General features: G+C 67.7%; 18 protein-coding genes, 1 other RNA gene and 1 pseudogene. 16 read left to right on the forward strand and 4 right to left on the reverse strand.

Going from position 1 to position 19,209, the window contains the following annotated elements; genetic code table 11:
- Positions 1–306: 306 nt before the first annotated feature.
- The 6 genes from VGP60_RS22805 (at position 307) to VGP60_RS22830 (ending at position 7,309) form a co-directional block, all read left to right on the forward strand.
- Positions 307–1,056: a response regulator transcription factor gene (locus tag VGP60_RS22805; RefSeq protein WP_327550096.1), complete on the forward strand. Its 750-nt coding sequence runs from the start codon at positions 307–309 to the stop codon at positions 1,054–1,056.
- A complete protein-coding gene (locus VGP60_RS22810; RefSeq protein ID WP_327550097.1) occupies positions 1,034–2,521 on the forward strand; it encodes a sensor histidine kinase in 1,488 nt (495 codons plus the stop codon). The genes VGP60_RS22805 and VGP60_RS22810 overlap by 23 nt, the downstream gene beginning before the upstream one ends.
- A 52-nt stretch (positions 2,522–2,573) precedes the next feature.
- Positions 2,574–4,409 carry an ArnT family glycosyltransferase gene (locus VGP60_RS22815; RefSeq protein WP_327550098.1) on the forward strand — a complete coding sequence of 612 codons (1,836 nt, stop codon included), beginning with the start codon at positions 2,574–2,576 and terminating at the stop codon, positions 4,407–4,409.
- 64 nt (positions 4,410–4,473) lie between these two features.
- Positions 4,474–4,570, forward strand: an RNA gene (gene ffs / locus VGP60_RS22820) — signal recognition particle sRNA small type.
- A 74-nt stretch (positions 4,571–4,644) separates the two neighbouring features.
- A complete protein-coding gene (locus VGP60_RS22825) occupies positions 4,645–6,702 on the forward strand; it encodes a DNA polymerase III subunit gamma and tau (RefSeq protein WP_327550099.1) in 2,058 nt (685 codons plus the stop codon).
- A gap of 109 nt (positions 6,703–6,811) precedes the next feature.
- Positions 6,812–7,309, forward strand: a complete 498-nt coding sequence (locus VGP60_RS22830) for a GNAT family N-acetyltransferase (protein WP_327550100.1) — start codon at positions 6,812–6,814, stop codon at positions 7,307–7,309.
- Here VGP60_RS22830 and VGP60_RS22835 read toward each other — a convergent pair.
- Complete coding sequence (locus VGP60_RS22835) at positions 7,297–8,154, reverse strand: N-acetylmuramoyl-L-alanine amidase (protein WP_327550101.1); 858 nt, start codon at positions 8,152–8,154, stop codon at positions 7,297–7,299. The genes VGP60_RS22830 and VGP60_RS22835 overlap by 13 nt on opposite strands.
- Before the next feature lie 65 nt (positions 8,155–8,219).
- On the opposite strand from VGP60_RS22835, the gene VGP60_RS22840 reads away from it, so the two are divergent.
- From VGP60_RS22840 to VGP60_RS22880, 9 genes are all read left to right on the forward strand, one after another.
- Positions 8,220–8,585: a YbaB/EbfC family nucleoid-associated protein gene (locus VGP60_RS22840; RefSeq protein WP_327550102.1), complete on the forward strand. Its 366-nt coding sequence runs from the start codon at positions 8,220–8,222 to the stop codon at positions 8,583–8,585.
- Between the two features lies 1 nt (position 8,586).
- Positions 8,587–9,183: a recombination mediator RecR gene (gene recR / locus VGP60_RS22845; protein ID WP_327550103.1), complete on the forward strand. Its 597-nt coding sequence runs from the start codon at positions 8,587–8,589 to the stop codon at positions 9,181–9,183.
- Positions 9,184–9,213: 30 nt separating this feature from the next.
- Entirely contained in the window at positions 9,214–9,735 is a 522-nt protein-coding gene (locus tag VGP60_RS22850) for a uridine kinase (RefSeq protein ID WP_327550104.1), read from the forward strand.
- 186 nt (positions 9,736–9,921) lie between these two features.
- Positions 9,922–11,598, forward strand: coding sequence for an ABC transporter substrate-binding protein (locus tag VGP60_RS22855; protein ID WP_327550105.1), 1,677 nt, complete (start codon positions 9,922–9,924; stop codon positions 11,596–11,598).
- 94 nt (positions 11,599–11,692) lie between these two features.
- Positions 11,693–12,694 carry an ABC transporter permease gene (locus VGP60_RS22860; protein WP_327550106.1) on the forward strand — a complete coding sequence of 334 codons (1,002 nt, stop codon included), beginning with the start codon at positions 11,693–11,695 and terminating at the stop codon, positions 12,692–12,694.
- The gene (locus VGP60_RS22865; protein WP_327550107.1) at positions 12,691–13,626 is read left to right on the forward strand and encodes an ABC transporter permease; all 936 of its coding nucleotides are present in this window, start codon (positions 12,691–12,693) and stop codon (positions 13,624–13,626) included. Before VGP60_RS22860 ends, VGP60_RS22865 begins: the two co-directional genes overlap by 4 nt.
- A gap of 4 nt (positions 13,627–13,630) precedes the next feature.
- A complete protein-coding gene (locus tag VGP60_RS22870) occupies positions 13,631–14,626 on the forward strand; it encodes an ABC transporter ATP-binding protein (RefSeq protein WP_327550108.1) in 996 nt (331 codons plus the stop codon).
- Positions 14,623–15,741 (forward strand): oligopeptide/dipeptide ABC transporter ATP-binding protein, encoded by a 1,119-nt coding sequence (locus tag VGP60_RS22875; RefSeq protein WP_327550109.1) that lies wholly within the window; start codon positions 14,623–14,625, stop codon positions 15,739–15,741. Before VGP60_RS22870 ends, VGP60_RS22875 begins: the two co-directional genes overlap by 4 nt.
- 194 nt (positions 15,742–15,935) lie before the next feature.
- Complete coding sequence (locus tag VGP60_RS22880) at positions 15,936–16,595, forward strand: DedA family protein (RefSeq protein WP_327550110.1); 660 nt, start codon at positions 15,936–15,938, stop codon at positions 16,593–16,595.
- Here the strand turns inward: VGP60_RS22880 and VGP60_RS22885 are convergent.
- Complete coding sequence (locus VGP60_RS22885) at positions 16,592–17,512, reverse strand: EamA family transporter (protein ID WP_327550111.1); 921 nt, start codon at positions 17,510–17,512, stop codon at positions 16,592–16,594. The two genes, VGP60_RS22880 and VGP60_RS22885, sit on opposite strands and share 4 nt — an antisense overlap.
- An 87-nt stretch (positions 17,513–17,599) precedes the next feature.
- Here VGP60_RS22885 and VGP60_RS22890 point away from each other — a divergent pair, with 87 nt between their 5' ends.
- A complete protein-coding gene (locus tag VGP60_RS22890) occupies positions 17,600–18,511 on the forward strand; it encodes a LysR family transcriptional regulator (protein ID WP_327550112.1) in 912 nt (303 codons plus the stop codon).
- Here the strand turns inward: VGP60_RS22890 and VGP60_RS22895 are convergent.
- Both VGP60_RS22895 and VGP60_RS22900 read right to left on the reverse strand, forming a co-directional pair.
- Positions 18,489–18,698, reverse strand: a complete 210-nt coding sequence (locus tag VGP60_RS22895; protein WP_327550113.1) for a hypothetical protein — start codon at positions 18,696–18,698, stop codon at positions 18,489–18,491. The genes VGP60_RS22890 and VGP60_RS22895 overlap by 23 nt on opposite strands.
- Before the next feature lie 109 nt (positions 18,699–18,807).
- Positions 18,808–19,209, reverse strand: a pseudogene (locus VGP60_RS22900) (alpha/beta hydrolase); the annotation flags it as partial.

Below are 19,209 nucleotides of genomic sequence, written 5' to 3' on the forward strand. Positions count from 1 at the left end.
CCGGCCGCGATCAACACGGCGACTCCGACGGCGACCGCGGTTTTGCGGCCGGTCCAGCCTTTCTTCGCGCCCGGTTCAGCGGCGGGCGGCGGGTCGCCCCACCCGGCGGGCTGCGGTGGGACGGTCGGTTCGGTGCTCATCGTCGATTCCTCCGGTCGTGTCCAGTTGCCGACCAGCGTGGTCACCGGGGCTGTGCCTGAGCTGTGCGATGGGTGGGCGCGCGCTGTGGATAAGCCCTGGAATCCTCACAGGAGAAGCACAGCGGCGGCACAGCTCGAACTTACGGAACTAGCCGATCATGGCACCATGACCAGTATGAACGGCGCTTCGTCAGACCAGGGCAAGGCAGACCTCCGCCGCGCGGACGGCACGCCCGTGCGAGTGCTGGTCGTCGACGACGAGGCGACACTGGCCGAACTGGTCTCCATGGCGCTGCGCATGGAGGGCTGGGAGATCCGCAGCGCCGGCGACGGCACCGAGGCGATCCGCATGGCGCGGGAGTTCCGCCCGGACGCGGTCGTGCTCGACGTCATGCTGCCCGATTTCAGCGGCCTCGAAGTGCTGCGGCGGATGCGCGCCGAATCGCCCAACTTGCCGGTGTTGTTCCTGACGGCCAAGGACGCCGTCGAGGATCGCATCGCCGGGCTGACCGCCGGTGGCGACGACTATGTCACCAAGCCGTTCAGCCTCGAGGAGGTCGCGCTGCGCCTGCGCGCGCTGCTGCGCCGGGCGAACGGCGTTTCGTCGGGGAGGGGTTCGGCGCTCGTCGTCGGAGACCTGACGCTCGACGAGGACAGCCGCGAGGTCCACCGCGGCGGCGACCTGGTGCCGTTGACGGCGACCGAATTCGAGCTCCTGCGGTACCTCATGCGCAACCCGAAACGAGTCTTGAGCAAGGCACAGATCCTCGATCGGGTGTGGAGCTACGACTTCGGCGGCCAGGCGAATATCGTCGAGCTCTACATTTCCTATCTCCGTAAGAAGATCGACGCCGATCGGGAGCCGATGATCCACACCATGCGGGGCGCCGGGTATGTCCTCAAGCCCGCGACCTGAGCGACGGCTCGGGCGGCCGTGGTCCCTGCGCCGCCGCCTGATCGTGCAGCTCGCGGCGATGCTGGCGCTCGTCTGCCTGATCGTCGGCGTGGTCACGGAGCTCGCGTTGCGTGACTTCCTGATCAGCCAGCTAGACGGCAGGCTCACCCAGACCACCGAGCGCGGAAACCGGCCACCGCCGCCATCGGACGGGCTCGGGCCGGGGCGGCAGCCGGACGCGTTGCGCGTGGCGGGGCAGCAGATAGGCACGCTCGTGGTGCACATCGACAAGGACGGGACGATCAACGCCGGGGTCCTCGCGTCCAATTTGGACAATTCGGCTGGTTCCGGTCCGACGCTGTCGAAGGACCAGCTGACAGCGTTGGTGAACCTGTCGCCCAACGGCGTCAAGCACACCCAGAACCTCGGTACCTCGCTCGGCGACTACCGGATCGTGTCGAACCGGACGCCCAAGGGCGACATCTTGATCATCGGCCTGCCCGCCAAGGACGTTTCGGACACTTTATGGCGGCTGGGCTGGATCTTCGGCGGGGTCGCGCTGGCCGGGCTCGTGCTCGCGGGCGCGGTCGGCGCGATGACCATCCGCCGGACCATGCTGCCGCTAGACCGGCTGGCGGCGACGGCGAGCCGGGTCGCCGAACTGCCACTGGATCGGGGCGAGGTGGCGCTTTCCGTCCGGGTGTCCGAAGTGGACACTGATACCCGTACCGAGGTCGGCAAGGTCGGGCACGCGCTGAACCGGATGCTCGGGCACGTGTCGAACGCGCTCACCGCGCGCCAGGCAAGTGAAAGCCGGGTCCGGCGATTCGTGGCCGACGCCAGCCATGAGCTTCGGACACCGTTGGCCGCCATTCGCGGGTACGCGGAATTGACCAGGCGCAGCAAGGAAACCGTGCCGCCGGACATTGCCTTCGCGATGAGCCGCGTCGAGTCGGAGTCGGCGCGGATGACCACGCTGGTCGAGGATCTGCTCCTGCTCGCACGGCTCGACTCCGGACGGGCGGTGGTGCACGAGCCGGTCGATCTTTCCAGGCTGGTCGCCGACGCGGTCGCGGACGCGCATGTCGCCGGGCCGGATCATCGGTGGTTGCTGGACGTTCCCGGTGAGCCGATCAGCGTGCTCGGCGACGGCGACCAGCTGCACCAGGTCGTGATCAACCTGCTGAACAACGCTCGATCGCATACGCCGCCCGGTACCGAGGTCACCGCCGCACTGTCCACAAGCGACCATGCGGTGACACTGGTGATCGCCGACAACGGCCCGGGAATTCCGCCGGAAATCCTGCCGGAGGTGTTCGAACGGTTCGCCCGCGGCGACAATTCGCGGTCCCGGGCGGCGGGGAGCACCGGCCTCGGGCTGGCGATCGTCGCGGCCGTGGTCGCCGCCCACCGCGGGGCCGTCCGGGTGTGGAGCAAACCCGGACGGACGGAGTTCCGCGTGATGCTCCCAGTGGTTCACAGCTAGCGCACAGGGAAGCCACAAGTCAGGCACAACGGCGAACGGCACCTTGATGGTCATGACGAGCGTGCTCACCCAGACCCCGGACACGAAAACCGAAGCGCCGGTCACCGGGCGACCGAAATGGATCCGCCCGGCCGTCGCGCTGCTGTTCGCCGTGACCGCGGCGCTGTATCTGTGGAACCTCGCGCAAAACGGCTACGCCAACAGTTTCTACGCGATGGCCGTCCAAGCGGGGACACAGAGCTGGAAGGCGTGGTTCTTCGGTTCACTCGATCCGGGCAACATCGTCACGGTCGACAAACCGCCCGCTTCGCTGTGGCTGATGGGTCTTTCCGGGCGGATCTTCGGCTTCTCGAGCTGGAGCATGCTCGTGCCGAACGCGTTGGCGGGCGTCGCTTCCGTCGGGCTGCTCTACCTGACCGTGCGCCGCACGAACGGCCCGGCCGCGGGCCTGCTCGCCGGGTCCGTGCTCGCGTTGACTCCGGTCGCCGCGGTGATGTTCCGCTTCAACAACCCGGATTCCGTGCTCGTGCTGCTGATGGTCGCGGGCGCGTACTGCACGGTCCGCGCGATCGCGACGGCGAGCACGAAATGGCTGTTGCTCGCCGGAGCCGCGATCGGCTTCGGTTTCCTGGACAAGATGTTGCAGGCTTTCCTGGTACTGCCCGCTTTCGTGCTGGCGTATCTCGTCGCGGCGCCGACGTCGCTGGGCAAACGGATCGCGCAGCTCTTCGGTGCGGCCGCGGCTGTGTTCGTCTCGGCGGGCTGGTGGGTCGCCGCGGTTTCGCTGTGGCCCGCCGCGGACCGGCCGTACATCGGTGGTTCCACGGACAACAGCGCGCTCGAACTCGCCTTGGGCTACAACGGTTTGGGCCGGATCCTGGGTGGTGACGGCAATCCCGGCGGCACCGCGGGCGGCGGTCAGGCGGGCGGCCCTGGCGGCATGTTCGGTGGTGCGACCGGATTCGGCCGGATGTTCGACCAGACCTTCGGCGCGGAGATCTCCTGGTTGCTCCCGGCCGCGCTGATCGGTCTCGTCGCGGGGCTGTGGTTCACCCGTTACGCGCCGCGTACCGACCGGACCCGTGCCGCACTGCTGCTGTGGGGCGGTTGGACGGTCGTGACCATGGCCGTCTTCAGCTTCATGAGCGGCATCATCCACCCGTACTACACGGTGGCCCTCGCACCCGGGATCGCCGGACTGATCGGTATCGGCGGTGTCGAACTGTGGCGCGGACGTCGTAACTTCTCCGCCCGCGTGGCGCTGGCCTTGATGCTCGCGTCCGCCGGGGTGTGGGGCTTTATTTTGTTGTCCCGCACCACATCGTGGCAGCCATGGGTGCGCTACACCACGCTCGTGCTGGTCGCTGTGGGCGTCTTCGCCCTGCTGCTCGGCGTCGACCGGCTTCGCCGCGCAGCACCCGCTGTCGCTCTTGTCGCGCTCATCGGCGGGTTGCTCGCTCCCGCGGCCTTCACGGTCACCACCGCGGCCACCGCGCACACCGGGCCGATCCCGACGTCGGGCCCCGAGACCGGGCTCGGTTTCGGCGGGCGTGGCGAAGGTCAGTCGAACCCCGAGCTCGACGCGCTGCTCAACGCGACCACCACCAAGTGGGCCGCCGCGGCGAGCGGCTCCCAGGAGGCGGCCGGACTGGCCCTGCCGACCGGCAAGTCCGTGATGGCCATCGGCGGCTTCAACGGCGGCGACCCGGCGCCCACGCTGGAGCAGTTCCAGCAGTACGTCGCCGCCGGGGATATCACGTACTTCGTCGCGGGCGGGATGGGCGGTTTCGGCGGACGGGGCGGGTCGGGGGAGATCACGGCCTGGGTCGAGTCGACCTTCAGCCCCACCACTGTCGGCGGCGCGACCGTCTACGACCTGACCAAGTAACCGCAGGTGGCGCGCTTGATCGCGGCCACCTGCGACCCTCGGTGCGAGGGGTCGCTACACTTGTCCACGGGCCCCGCGCGGCGTCCACCCTGCGAACCTCCCCAGGGCCGGAAGGCAGCAAGGATAAGCAGGCTCTGACGGGTGCGCGGGGTCCGCTTTCATTTTCAGCGGGGTCAGCCGGGCACCGATGACGGCCACACCGAACGCTGTCGGTCCCTGCCGGTAGTCTCGCTGCGTGGCTCTAGCGCTATACCGCAAGTACCGTCCGGCGACCTTCGCCGAGGTGGTCGGCCAAGAGCATGTGACCGAACCCCTCCGCACGGCGCTGTCGTCCGGTCGCATCAACCATGCCTACCTCTTCTCGGGCCCTCGTGGCTGCGGGAAGACGTCGAGCGCGCGGATCATGGCGCGTTCGCTCAATTGTAAGAAGGGCCCGACACCGGACCCGTGCGGCGAGTGCGACTCGTGCAAGGCGCTCGCGCCGGAGGGCTCCGGCAGCGTCGACGTCACCGAGCTCGACGCCGCCAGTCACGGTGGTGTCGACGACGCCCGTGAGCTGCGCGACCGCGCCTTTTACGCGCCCGCCGACGCGCGCTATCGCGTGTTCATCATCGACGAGGCGCACATGGTCACCACGCAGGGCTTCAACGCCCTGCTGAAGATCGTGGAAGAGCCGCCCGAGCACGTCATCTTCATCTTCGCGACCACTGAGCCGGAGAAGGTGCTCCCCACCATCCGCTCGCGGACGCACCACTATCCGTTCCGGCTGATCCCGCCGAGCTCGATGCGCGCGCTGCTGGAACGCAACGTCGCCGCCGAGGGCGTCACGGTCGATCCCGCGGTGTATCCGCTGGTCATCCGGGCGGGTGGGGGTTCGGCCCGGGACACGCAGTCTGTGCTGGACCAGTTGCTCGCCGGCGCCGGGCCGGACGGTATCGACTACAGCCGGGCGGTTTCGCTGCTCGGCGTCACCGATGTCGCGCTGATCGACGACATGGTCGACGGCCTGTCCGCCGACGACTCCACGGCCGTGTTCGGCACGGTCGAGAAGCTGTCCGAGGCCGGTCACGAGCCGCGCCGCTTCGCCACGGACCTGCTGGATCGCCTGCGTGACCTGGTCATGCTGCGTTCGGTGCCGGACGCGGCGACGCGCGGGCTGGTGTCCGCGCCCGAGGACGATCTCGCCCGGATGGTCGCGCAGGCCGAGCGGATCGGGCTGGCCACGCTGTCCCGGTACGCCGAGATCGTCCACAATGGACTGCTGGAGATGCGCGGGGCCACCGCGCCCCGGCTGGTGCTGGAACTGTTGTGCGCCAGGATGTTGCTGCCTTCGGCGACCGAGGGCGAAGCGGCCATGCTGCAACGTCTCGAACGCCTGGAGCGCCGCGTCACCGCCGGGGGCACCCCGTCGCCGGGCACGGCCGCCGCCGCTGTTCCCGCGGCACCCGTCGCCGCTCAGCCCGCGCCGGTCGCCGCCCGGCCCGCGCAAGCCCCGGCGGCTCCCGTGGCCGCGGCGCTTCCCCCGGCTCCGGCGTTGTCGTCGAACGGCGGCTACCAGCGTCCGTCGCAGCGGCCCCCGGAGGCGGCACCCGCACCAGAACCCGTTGCCCCGCAACGGCAACCGGTTCCCGCCGCAGCCGCGCCCGCGCCGGTCGAAGAGCCCGCGGTGGAGTCCGCCGGCGGGATCGACGCCGCCGCGGTACGCCGTGTCTGGCCCGACCTGCTCGCCGCGATCCGCAAGATCCCCGGCGGCCGCAGTACCGAAGCCATGCTCACCCAGGCCACCGTGTACAGCGTCGAAGGCACCGCGGTGACGTTGACGCATAACGCGGAACCGTTGGCGCGCAGGCTTTCCGAGGTACACAACGCGGAGAAGATCGCAGCCGCGCTGGGCACCGTGCTCGGCGGCGAATGGCAGGTCCGGTGCGTGCACGGCACGCCGGCGGCCGCCCCGGCGAAGGCGGCCGCCCCCGCGGCCCGTCCGCAGGCCGCGGCACCTCCGGCCGGTCAGCAGCGCTCGTACAGCCGTCCGTCGGCGGCGCCCGCGGCACCCGCCGCCGAACCGGCCCGGCAGGACCGGCCCCCGGCCCAGGTGGAACGCCCCGCGCCCAAGCCCGTCACCACCGAGCCGGACATCCCGCTGCCCCCGGAACCCGTCGAGGACGACGAGGAGTTGTACTCCGAGGACTCGAGCCCCGCGCCGCCGACACCCGAGCAGGTCGCCGACGACGCACAAGACGTCCTGGCGCAGAAACTGCTCGCCGAACAACTCGGCGCCCGCGAACTCGAATAGCACCTCGGGGAACCTGAGTTCGCCATCTGTCGACAGATGGCGACGGCGTTCGCGTAGGGCGTGAAGGGAAAGTGGCGGGTCGGGCGAGTGGGGGCGCTAGGTTCGAGGCGTGAACGAGAAGCGCCGGATGGTGTTGCGTGATGTCGTGCCGGGGGACGTCGAGAGCTACGTCCGGATGCGCTGCGACCCGGTCATGATGGCCGACCTCGGTGGCCCGCTGCCTCGCGAAGGCATGGCGGCGAAAGTCGCCCGTGACGCGAAGGAAGCCGCCGAGGGCATCTCGTGGATGAAGATGATCATCCCCGACGAAACCGCTCCGGACGTCGTCGCCGGAACCGTCACCTTGTGGCAGGACGAGAGCCTGTCCGAGATCGGCTGGATGGTGCTGCCCGAGTTCCAGGGACGCGGCCTGGCCAAGGCCGCGGTGCGTGAGCTGCTGGCCCGCGCGGAAGCCCGCTGGGGCCCCATTCACGCGTTCCCCGGCATCACGAACGGGCCGTCCAACGGGATTTGCCGCTCACTCGGCTTCGAGTTCTTGGGAGAGCAGGAAAAGACGTTCGCCGGGCGGGTGCTGCGAAGCAACCACTGGGTCTTTCAGCCGAGGTAGGTTTCGATGGCGGCGGCGATCGCGTCGGCGTATTTCTGCCGCCCGTCGGCGCTGGTCATCGAAGCGGCCTCGCCGGCGTTGCGCATGTTGCCGCATTCGACGAGCGCGGCGGGCCGGGTCGAAAGGTTCAGCCCGCCGAGGTCGGCACGCGGCGCGAGGCCGTCCTTGCCGATGTAGTTGGCCGGCGGGAAACCGGCGGACCGCAGCCCGTCGCGCAACGTCTTCGAGAGCCTGGTGGACGGCTCGCCCTGCTGGGCGTTGAGCGGCGGCGACGAGTACGCGACGTGGAAGCCGCGCGAGCCGGCCGCGGTCGAACCGTCCGCGTGGATCGACACGACGGCGTCCGCGTTGGCCGAATTGCCTGTCGCCGCACGCTTGTCGACGCACGGGCCGATGCCCTTGTCATCGGTCCGCGTGTAGACGACCTTGACGCCCTTCGCCGCCAGCGCGGCGCCCACGCGCTGCGTGACGTCGAAGGTGAACGCGTGCTCGGGATAGCCCGCGTTGGTCGAGGTCCCGGTGGTGTTGCACGGTTTCATCTCGCCGCGCCCGGCCGGGACGAGCTTGTTGATCTCCGCCGCGTGCGACCCGTTGCCGCCGTTGTGCCCCGCGTCCAGCACCACGACCTTCGACCCGGGCACCTGCGCCGGCGCGGACGACGCGGACGACGACGGCGCAGAAGAAGAGGTGCTTGAGGGAGGCGGCGAAGAACTGCTGGTGATCGGGCTCGGAGCGGACGTCGACACGCTGGGAGCCGCCGCGCCGCCCACTGGGGATTCGCAGCCCGTGAGCAGCAGCAAACCCGTGATGGCCAGAAAACTTGCTCGCACTCGCACGGCGACCACGGTGTCACACCGTCGGCGGCTAGGCTGGGAGGCACGTGCATTCCAGGAGAGGATCGCTGAAGATCATGGTGCAACCCGGTGGTGGCTTCGATATGGGCCAGATCCTGCAGCAGGCCCAGCAGATGCAGCAGAAGCTGGTCGAAGCCCAGGAAGAACTGGCGAACACCGAGGTGACAGGTACCTCCGGTGGCGGCCTCGTCACGGCGACCGTGACCGGTGGCATGGAGCTCAAGGGCCTCGTGATCGACCCGAAGGTCGTCGACCCCGAAGACACCGAGACCCTCGCCGACCTCGTCGTCGCCGCGGTCCGGGACGCCTCGGCCAACGCGCAGAAGCTCACCGAGCAGAAGCTGGGCCCGCTGGCCGGCGGCCTCGGTGGCGGCATGCCGGACCTCGGTGGTCTCGGCGGCCTCGGTCTGCCGGGCGCATAGCTTGTACGAGGGTGTAGTCCAGGACCTGATCGACGAGCTCGGGCGGCTGCCCGGCGTCGGTCCGAAGAGCGCCCAGCGGATCGCGTTCCACCTGCTGGCCGCCGATCCCGCGGATATCGGGCGCTTGCAGGAAGTACTCGGCAAGGTCAAGGAAGGCGTGCAGTTCTGCGAGATCTGCGGCAACGTCTCCGAGCAGACCGAGTGCCGCATCTGCCGTGACACGCGCCGCGACCTGACGGTCATCTGCGTGGTCGAGGAGCCGAAGGACGTGCTCGCCGTCGAGCGCACCCGGGAGTTCAAAGGGCGCTACCACGTACTCGGTGGCGCGCTGGACCCGTTGTCGGGCATCGGCCCCGAGCAGCTCCGCATGCGGCAGCTGCTGGCGCGGATCGGTGGCGCGGAGATCTCCGAGATCATCATCGCCACCGACCCGAACACCGAGGGCGAAGCGACGGCGACCTATCTCGTCCGGATGTTGCGTGACTTCCCCGGCCTGAGTGTCACCCGCCTGGCTTCGGGCCTCCCGATGGGTGGCGACCTCGAGTTCGCCGACGAACTGACGCTGGGCCGCGCACTTTCCGGCCGTCGCGCCATGTAAGCAGTGGAAGCGCGGGAGGTGGCTCGGCGGGTGTTGGCCGCCGAGCCTCGTTTGGGCCGCGTGCGGCTCCTCGCCATTGACGGCCCTTCCGGTTCGGGCAAGTCGACGCTGGCAGCTGCGGTAATAACGGAATTGCGCGACCGAGACGTCCTGAGCGCACTTGTCCGCACTGATGAGTTCGCGACCTGGGAACACCCGGTTTCGTGGTGGCCGAGGCTCGTGGAAGGCGTCTTGGAACCGTTGCGCGCCGGGCGTCCCGGCCGATACCGTCGCATGGACTGGACCACCGGATCGCCGCAGCTGGGAGCCCTGGTCACGGTCGAGGTACCGGACGTCCTCGTGCTCGAAGGTGTCTCGTCTGGCCGATCTTCGGTCCGGCCCCTACTGTCTTGTCTTTGCTGGTTGGAAGGCCCTGATCAGGCAGTTCGGCTCGAACGGGCGGTGGCTCGCGACGGCGAAAGCAGCAGAGGACCGCTGCGGGCGTGGCAGGCATTCGAACGTGGTTGGTTCGCGGCTGACAAAACTGGACAACCTGCGGTATCGGAAGGGTAACCATTACCTTAAGTGATTGATAATCAACACTTTGCGGTCAAAAGGCCCGCCACGTAGCGCGATCGTAATCTCGCGCACTTAAGTGCCGGGGTTCAAACGGCTAGGGTCTGCGAACAAACCTGAACCCCGTTCGTTCCTGACCGACCGGACGGGTGAATAAACCGAACATCTCCCAAGGGGTGCCAGATGCTGCAATTGCGGGTGGCTCGAACGCGCCGGATAGCCCTGATCGGGCTTGCCGGGGCGCTCGCGGTCTCCATGTCCGCCTGTGCCGAATCCAAGCGGGACGACAATGCCGCGGGTGGTGACAAGACGGGCGGCACGATGGTCTTCGGTGCCACCGGTAACCCGAAGATGTTCGACCCGATCTTCAACGACGAGGGCGAGACCTTCCGGATCACCCGGCAGATCTACGACACGCTCCTCCAGAACAAGCCCGGTACGGCCGACGTCGTGGGCTCGCTCGCCGAGAAGTGGGAGCCGAGCAACGACGGCAAGACCTGGACCTTCTCGCTGAAGAAGGGGGTCAAGTTCTCCGACGACACCGCCTTCGACGCCAAGGCCGTCTGCTTCAACTTCGACCGCTGGTTCAACATGAAGGGCGCCGCCGCCCAGAGCCAGATGATCTACTACGGCGACGTCTTCGAGGGCTTCGCCAAGAACGAAGGCGACGCCACCGGCGCCCCGGTCTACAAGTCCTGTGAAGCCAAGGACGACTCGACGGCCGTCATCAACCTGAACAAGGCGAAGGGTGCTTTCCCCGCCGCGTTCACGCTGCCGTCGTTCTCCATCTCCAGCCCGACGGCGCTGCAGAAGTACAACGCAGACACGGTGACGCAGAGTGGTGACTCGTTCAGCTACAGCGACTACGCGAACAAGTTCCCGACCGGTACCGGCCCGTTCAAGTTCGAGGCCTGGGACCAGGCCAAGGGCGAGGTGTCGATCGTCAAGAGCACCGGTGGCACGGACACCGCGAAGCTCGACAAGCTGATCTTCAAGGTCATCCCCGACGAGAACGCCCGTAAGCAGGCGCTCAAGTCCGGTGACATCGACGGCTACGACTACCCGTCGCCCGCGGACTACGCCCTGCTGCGCAACGATGGCGCCCAGGTCCTCATCCGCCCGTCGTTCAACATCCTGTACCTGGGCATCAACCAGGCGAACAACCCGGCCCTCAAGGACGTCCGCGTCCGTCAGGCGCTGGCTTACGGCATCAACCGTGAGCAGTTCGTCAAGTCGAAGCTGGCCGAAGGTTCCGAGGTCGCGACCGAGTTCGTGCCCAAGGCGATCGCCGGTTACAACGACCAGGTGCCGCAGTTCCCGTACGACCCGGAGAAGGCCAAGCAGCTGCTGGCCGCCGCCGGCGCCAGCAACCTGACGCTGAACTTCTACTACCCGACCGAGGTCACCCGGCCGTACATGCCGAACCCGGCGGACACGTTCACGGCGATCTCCGAGGACCTGAAGAAGATCGGCATCAAGGTCGAGGCCATCGCCAAGCCGTGGAACGGTGGCTACAAGGACGACGTCCAGAAGGCCGGTAAGCAGGACGTCCACCTGCTCGGCTGGACCGGTGACTACAACGACGCCGGTAACTTCGTCGGCACGTTCTTCGGCCGCTCGAAGGCGGAGTTCGGTTTCGACAACCCGGCGCTGTTCTCGGCGATCGCGGCTGCCGACGCCGCCGCCGTCGGTGACGCCCACACCAAGGCGTACGAAGAGGTGAACAAGCAGATCATGGACTACATGCCTGCTGTTCCGATCGCCTACCCGACGCCCGCACTGGTCGTCGGCGCGAAGATCAAGGGTGTTGTCGCGAGCCCGCTCACCGACGAGCGGTTCAACACCGTGACCAAGGGATAGTCTCTCCCCTTAATTACTGAGTCGACCGAAGGGCGGGGGTGCGCAACACGCACCCCCGCCTTTTGGCCCACCACTGAAACAGGCACAGAATTCCATGCTCCGATTTATCGTGCGTCGGTTGCTACAAGCGATCCCGACGCTTCTGATCCTGTCCATTCTCGTCTTCGCCTGGCTGCGCGCGCTGCCCGGTGGGCCGGCCGGGGCGATGCTCGGCGACAAGGCCACGCCGGAGAAGATCGCCAACCTCAACCACATTCTCGGGCTCGACCAGCCGATCTACCTGCAGTACATCAAGTTCCTCGGCCGGGTGCTGACCGGTGACTTCGGCAACTCGCTGATCTCGACGCAGCCGGTGGTCCAAGAGGTCCTCGACTTCCTGCCGGCGACCATCGAACTTTCGTTCGCCGCGTTGTTCATCGCGGTCGGCCTCGGTATCCCGCTGGGTTACCTCGCGGCGCGGTTCCGCGGCGGCATCATCGACAACCTGACCATCGTCGTCACCCTCGTCGGTGTCGCGGTGCCGGTGTTCTTCCTCGGTTACCTGCTGCAGAACAACCTCGCGGAGCCGCTCGGCCTCCCGTCGCAGGGCAGGCTGACCACCGGCCTGGACGCCACGGACATCACGGGATTCGCCATTCTCGACGGCATCCTCACCCAGGAATGGGACGCCGTTTGGGACGCGATCCGGCATCTGATCCTGCCCGCGATCACCCTGGCGACCATTCCGCTCGCGGTGATCACGCGGATCACGCGTGCCTCGGTGCTCGACGTCATGAACGAGGACTTCATCCGTACCGCGCAGTCCAAGGGCCTCGCGGAGCAGACGATCCGCGGCCGTCACGTGCTGCGCAACGCGCTGCTCCCGGTGGCGACCACGATCGGCTTGCAGACCGGCTTGTTGCTCGGCGGCGCGGTGCTGACCGAACGGGTCTTCACCTTCCGCGGGCTCGGGTTCCTGCTCGCCGAAGGCATCGAGCGTAAGGACTATCCGCGGCTGCAGGCACTGATCCTGTTGGGCGCGCTGGTCTACGTCCTGGTGAACATGCTCGTCGACGTGTCTTACGGGCTCATCGACCCGAGGGTGCGTGTCCGATGAACACTTTGCTGAACAAGAAGAAAGAGCCGATCGACAAGCTGGCCGCGACGGCCGGTGGCGGTCGCAGCCTGGCCGCCGAGGCGATCCGCCGGATGGCGCGCAGCCCGGTCGCCATCATCGGTGCGGTCATCACGGCGTTGTTCGTGCTGCTGGCCATCTTCGCGCCGCTGCTGGCGCCGAAGGACCCGTTCGACCGCGCGCTGCAGGACCAGGTCCAGCTCGGGCGCGGCATCATTCCCGGGTCCATGCCCGGTTATCCGCTCGGCGTGGACGACTTCGGCCGTGACTTCCTTTCGCGGCTGCTCGTCGGTGCGCAGCAGACCTTGCTGGTCGGTGTCGTCGCGACGCTGATCGGTGTCTCGGTCGGCATGATCATCGGTGTGCTGGCCGGCGCGTTCGGCGGCTGGGTCGACACCGTGCTCATGCGGTTCGTCGACGTGCTGCTCTCGGTGCCTTCGCTGCTACTGGCGATTTCGGTGGCGGCGCTGTTCGCCAAGCCGAACCAGTGGACGGTCATCATCGCCGTCTCGATCGTGAGCGTGCCGATCTTCGCGCGGCTCCTGCGAGGCGCGATGCTCGCCCAGAGAGACGCGGACCATGTGCTCGCGGCGACGTCGCTGGGCGTCAAGCGGCATACGGTCGTGTTGCGGCACATGCTGCCGAACTCGCTGGGCCCGGTCATCGTGCAGGCCACGCTGACCTTGGCGACGTCCATCATCGAGGCGGCCGCGCTGTCGTTCCTCGGGCTCGGTGACCCCGACCCGTCCCGCGCCGAATGGGGCTTGATGCTCGGCAAGGCCGCGCGTCAGTTCCTCGACATCCGCCCCGAACTCGCGTACTACCCGGCGATCGCGATCATCATCGTGGCACTCGGGTTCACGCTGCTCGGTGAGTCGATGCGAGAAGCCCTCGATCCCAAGAACAGGCGGTGACCCCGTGGCTCTTCTTGAAGTACGTGATTTGACCGTCAAGTTCCAGCGTCGCGGCGAACAGTCGTTCACCGCTGTGGACGGTGTCAGTTTCGACGTCGAACCCGGCCAGACCGTCGGGCTCGTCGGCGAGTCCGGTTGTGGCAAGTCGGTGACTTCGCTGGCGATCATGCGGCTGCTGGCCAAGCGTGGCAACACGGTGACCGGCTCGGTTTCCTTCGAGGGCACCGATCTGCTGAAGATCTCCGACAAGGACATGCGCAACCGGCGAGGCCGCGACCTCGGCATGGTGTTCCAGGACCCGTTGTCCTCGCTGAACCCGGTCATCCCGATCGGGCTGCAGATCACCGAAGTCCTTGAGCGCCACCGGGACATGCCCCGGAAGAAGGCGCGGATCGAGGCCGCCGAGCTGCTCGACAAGGTCGGCATCCCCGACCCGACCCGGCGGCTCACCGAGTACCCGCACCAGCTCTCCGGCGGGATGCGGCAGCGCGCGCTGATCGCGATCGCGCTGGCCTGCAAGCCGCGGCTGCTCATCGCCGACGAGCCGACGACCGCGCTCGACGTGACCATCCAGGCCCAGATCTTGGCTCTGCTCAAGGAACTCGTGCAGGACACGGGTACCGCGCTGATCATGATCACGCACGACCTCGGCGTGGTCGCCGGACTGTGTGACGAGGTCAACGTGCTCTACGGCGGCAAGATCGTCGAGCGCGCGGAACGCCACGCGTTGTTCGCCGAGCCGCGCCACCCTTACACGCACGGGCTGCTCGCCTCGATCCCGCGTCTCGACGCCGGTCGCGGCGAGAAACTGATCCCCATCAAGGGCTCGGTGTCCGACAACATTCCGTGGGAAGACGGGTGCGCCTTCGCGCCCCGCTGCCCGAACGCCGTGGATTCCTGCCGTGGCACGGCTCCTGACCTGGTGCCGGACCGCGGCGGACTGCTGCGCTGTTACAACCCGGTGCTGCCGGTAGTGGCCGCTGGGGAGGGAACCCGATGAGTGAGGCTTTGAACACGGCTGCCGGTGACGTCCTGCTGTCCGTCGAAGATTTGAAGGTGCACTTCCCGATCAAGCGCGGGGTCGTCGTCGACCGAACGGTCGGTTATGTCTACGCGGTCGACGGGGTGGACCTGGCGATCCGGCGCGGTGAGACGTACGGGCTGGTCGGCGAGTCCGGCTGCGGGAAGTCGACGCTGGGCCGGGCGATCCTCCGGCTCACCGAACCGACCAACGGCAGCGTGGTCTTCGACGGCACCGACGTCGCCAAGCTCAAGGGCGAGGCACTGCGCACCGGCCGCCGCCGGATGCAGATGATCTTCCAGGACCCGATGTCCAGTTTGGACCCCCGTCAGTCGGTGGAGTCCATTTTGGTCGAGGGCATGAAGGCACATGGCCTGGACAAGGACAAGGAGAGCACTCGCCAGCGCTTGCGCGAGCTGCTCGCCTCGGTCGGCCTGCCGGAAAGCTCCCTGCGGAAGTATCCGCACGAGTTCTCCGGTGGACAGCGTCAGCGCATCGGGATCGCGCGGGCGCTCGCCGTCGAGCCGGACCTGATCGTCGCCGACGAGCCGGTGTCCGCTTTGGACGTCTCGGTGCAGGCGCAGGTCGTCAACCTGCTGGAAGAGCTGCAGGAAAAGCTCGGATTGACCTATTTGGTCATCGCGCACGACCTGGCCGTGGTGCGGCACATCTCCGACCGGATCGGCGTGATGTACCTCGGTTCGCTGGTCGAAGAGGCCGACGCGGACGCGCTGTACGAGGAGCCGCTGCACCCGTACACGCGGGCGCTGCTCTCAGCCATCCCGGTGCCGGACCCTGTGGTCGAGGACAGCCGTGAGCAGATCCTGCTCGCGGGCGACCTGCCTTCGCCCGCGAACCCGCCGAGCGGCTGCCGCTTCCACACGCGGTGCCCGTGGAAGCAGGAGAGCCTGTGCGACTCCGACCGTCCGGTGCTGCGGGAAATCGGTGCGGGACACCGGGTCGCGTGCCACTTCGCGGAGGACATCCGTGACGGCAAGATCGACCGGCACGCCGTGAAGGCCGAACTGGTCGAAGCGGATCTTGGGCTCAATCCGGACATCGAGCCCCCGGCCGCTGCCGCCGTCGCCCTGTAGTTCCACTCTGGATAGTCCTGAAGTACCAAATCATGGCCACCTTTGGTCGCTCCCACCCGTCTCCCTCCACCACCCTCAACGGAGACGCTGCGCGTCCAGCGCTGATTTGGAGCGACCGGGGTGGCCATGGTCATCTCGGCCGGTACCCTTTAGGAGGCAAGGGGATTCGCGGAAAACGGACAAAGGGGTAGCTAGTGCACATCGATCAATGGCTGGAGACCATCCCGCCGTTGTCCGTTTATCTGCTCGTCGGCCTGGTCATCATGGTGGAGAGTCTGGGGATCCCGCTGCCGGGTGAGATCGTGCTGGTGAGCGCGGCGCTGCTCGCGTCGCAGCATGCGGACGTCAATCCTCTGTGGATCGGCATCTTCGCCAGCGCCGGCGCGATCGTCGGTGACAGTATCGGCTACGCCATCGGCCGCAAGGGCGGAAACCGGCTGTTCGCCTGGGCGGGACGGAAGTTCCCCAAGCACTTCGGCCCGAAACACATCGAAAAAGCCAAGGGGATCTTCCAGAAGCGCGGGGTCTGGGCTGTCTTCTTTGGACGGTTTATCGCTTTCCTCCGTATTCTCGCCGGCCCGCTCGCCGGCTCGCTGCACATGCCCTACGGCAAGTTCCTCGCCGCGAACGCGCTCGGCGGGATCGTCTGGGCCGGGGGCACCACCGCGGCCGTGTACTACCTGGGCATCGTGGCTGAGAAGTGGCTTTCGCGGTTCTCCTACGTCGGCCTCGGCGCCGCCGTCATCGCCGGGGTGATCATCAGCCTGGTGGTCAAGAAGCGGATGACCCACAGCAAGGACGACGACGAAGAGCCCGCCGTCGACCCGGTGAAGGAATCGGCCGTCGAGCGCTAAACGCTGCCGGAGAGCGCCGTCGCCTTGGGAGTGTCGACTTCCAGGGGCGGCGCCTTCTTCTTCAGTGAGCCCAGCAGTACCCCGCCGATGACGATGACAGCGGCGACCAGCTCCAGCACCGTCGGCCGCTCGCCGAGCGCGAAGAACGCCAGTGAGATGCCGACCACCGGCACCAGCAGCGAGAACGGCGCCACCACGCCCGCCGGGTTCCTGGCCATGAGCGTGGTCCAGATCCCGGAGCCGAGGATCGTCGCGGCGAACACGATGTAGACCAGCCCGCCGATCGCCGCCCAGCCGCTGGGACTGTTCAGCGTGGTCAGGGCGGTCCACCCCGCACTGGGGCCCTCCGCGATGACCGACAGCGCGATCATCGGGATCGGCGGCACGACCGACATCCACAGTGTGAAGTGCAGCGGGTTCGGCGCGGCGGCCTGGCGCGAGGCCAGGTTGCCGAACGCCCAGCTCAGCGCGCCCAGCAGCGTCAAAATCACCGGCAGCAGCGCCGCGTCGCCCGCCTGCTGCCAGCCGATCAGTGCCATCCCCGCGACGGCCAGCGTGATTCCCGCCAGCTGTCGTCCGGAAACCCGCTCGCGCAGGAAGGTCGCCCCGAGCAGCACGGTGAAGGGCGCGGACGCCTGTAACACCAGCGACGCCAGCCCGGTCGGCATGCCGGTGTCCATCGCGATGAACAGGAACGCGAACTGCCCGGTGCCGAACCCGAGGCCGTAGCCGATCAGGTAGCGCACCTTCACCTTCGGCCACGGCACGAACAGGATCGTCGGGATCGCGATGATCAGGAACCGCAGACCGCCGGCGAACAGCGGCGGGAAATGCTCGAGGGTGACGTGGATGGCCAGGAAATTGGCGCCCCAGAGGACGGCGACTAAGGCAGCGAGAAGGCGGTCGCGGGGGGACATGCCTCCACTGTGTCTGGGTGGACAGTTAAGGACTATCGAGAATATTTGCAGGAACCTTGAAGCAGTGCTTCAGTTACGCTCGCGGACGTGGATATCGGCAGGTTGAGGACGTTGCGTGAGTTCGCCGACCGAGGCAGTGTGACGGCCGCCGCACGCGCGCTGCACTGCAGCCCGTCGGCGGTGTCGCAGCAGCTACGGGCGTTGCAGGCGCAGGTCGGGCTGCCGCTGACCGAACCGGCCGGGCGTGGGCTCCGGCTCACTGACGCCGGTCGCGCGCTGGTCGCCCGCGCGGACGACGTCCTCGCCGCGCTGGACCGTGCCGAGTCGGAGCTCGATACCTACCGCAGCGCGCCGCGCGGCCGGGTGCGGCTGGCGATCTTCCAGTCGGCCGGGCTGATGCTGCTGCCCGGCCTGCTGCACCGCGTCGCCGAGTTCGAGGGGCTGGAGATCGACGTCCGGGACGTCGACATGACCCCGCCCGAGGTCCCGGGGCTGGTCGCCGACTTCGATGTCGTCGTGGCGCACCGCGACGAACACGCGCCGCCGTTCGACACCGAGCGATTGGAAGTGGTCCACCTGCTGCGCGAACCACTCGATGTCGCCTTGCCCGCCGGGCACCGGCTCGCGTCCAGGGACCGGGTCGAGTTGGCGGAGCTGGCGAGGGAACGCTGGATCAGCGTCGACTTCGGGTTCCCCGTCGACGATGTGCTGAGGTCGTTGACCGTGCGGACCGGCGTCCGGCCTCAGGTGGTGCAGCGGATCAACGATTTCCGGATCACGGAAGCACTGGTGGCCGCCGGGCACGGGATCGCGTTGCTGCCCCGGTACACCATGGACACCACGCACGGGCTGCTGCGGCGCCCGCTCGCCGGTGTCCGCGCCGCGCGTCATATCGAAGCGGTGATGCGGACGGGTTCGTCGTCACGCCCCGCGGTGGCGACCGTATTGGCCGCCCTGCACGCGGAGGCGGACGACGTCATTTCTTCAAGCTCACCCTGAGGAACTTGACCCCGATGAGCACGGCGCCGATGACCACCACGACACCCGCGGCCATCAGGATCAACCCACCGCCGATATTCGCCCCGCCCCACTGCTCCGGAAACGCCGCTCTGGCGGCGTAGTTGAGAACAATGACGACGGCACCGATCGTGAACAATGTGAGGCCTGGCTTCGATAGCCGGTTCATGTCACCCAACGCTACCGGCCCTACGCGCACAGTGCAGCGCAGCGACCTCCCGACCCAGCGTGGCTCGTGAGTGGCAACAAGTGTTCTAACACTCGTTGCCACTCACGAGTCACGCACCTGGCCGCGCCCTGTTTTGCCTAGGGCGTACGAACGACACGTCCGCCGCGCGACCGCGGGCGATTTTGGGGCGGTCACTGGATTCCGCGCATGCCACGCATTCGGTGGTGTGGCCGTCGGGGAACGAGGTGGCGACCGATTCGTAGTTGTGCCCGATCCCGGCGACCACGTAACCGTGACTCATGAAGCCTGGCGACAGCACCACAAGCGGTGCGCGCAGGCCGAGTGGTGGACTGTCCACTTTGGAGTAGGTCTTCGTCTTGGCGAACGAGTCCGTCGGCACGCTTGGATTTTCCAGTAGCGCCGCCAGAAGTTCGGATTCCTTCGACGTGAGGTACCGCGAGGGTGTGCCGGCCGAAGTCTTCGCGGGATACCAGATCGACACCATGAGTTC

This window comes from Amycolatopsis sp., from assembly GCF_036008905.1.
Classification (GTDB): domain Bacteria; phylum Actinomycetota; class Actinomycetes; order Mycobacteriales; family Pseudonocardiaceae; genus Amycolatopsis.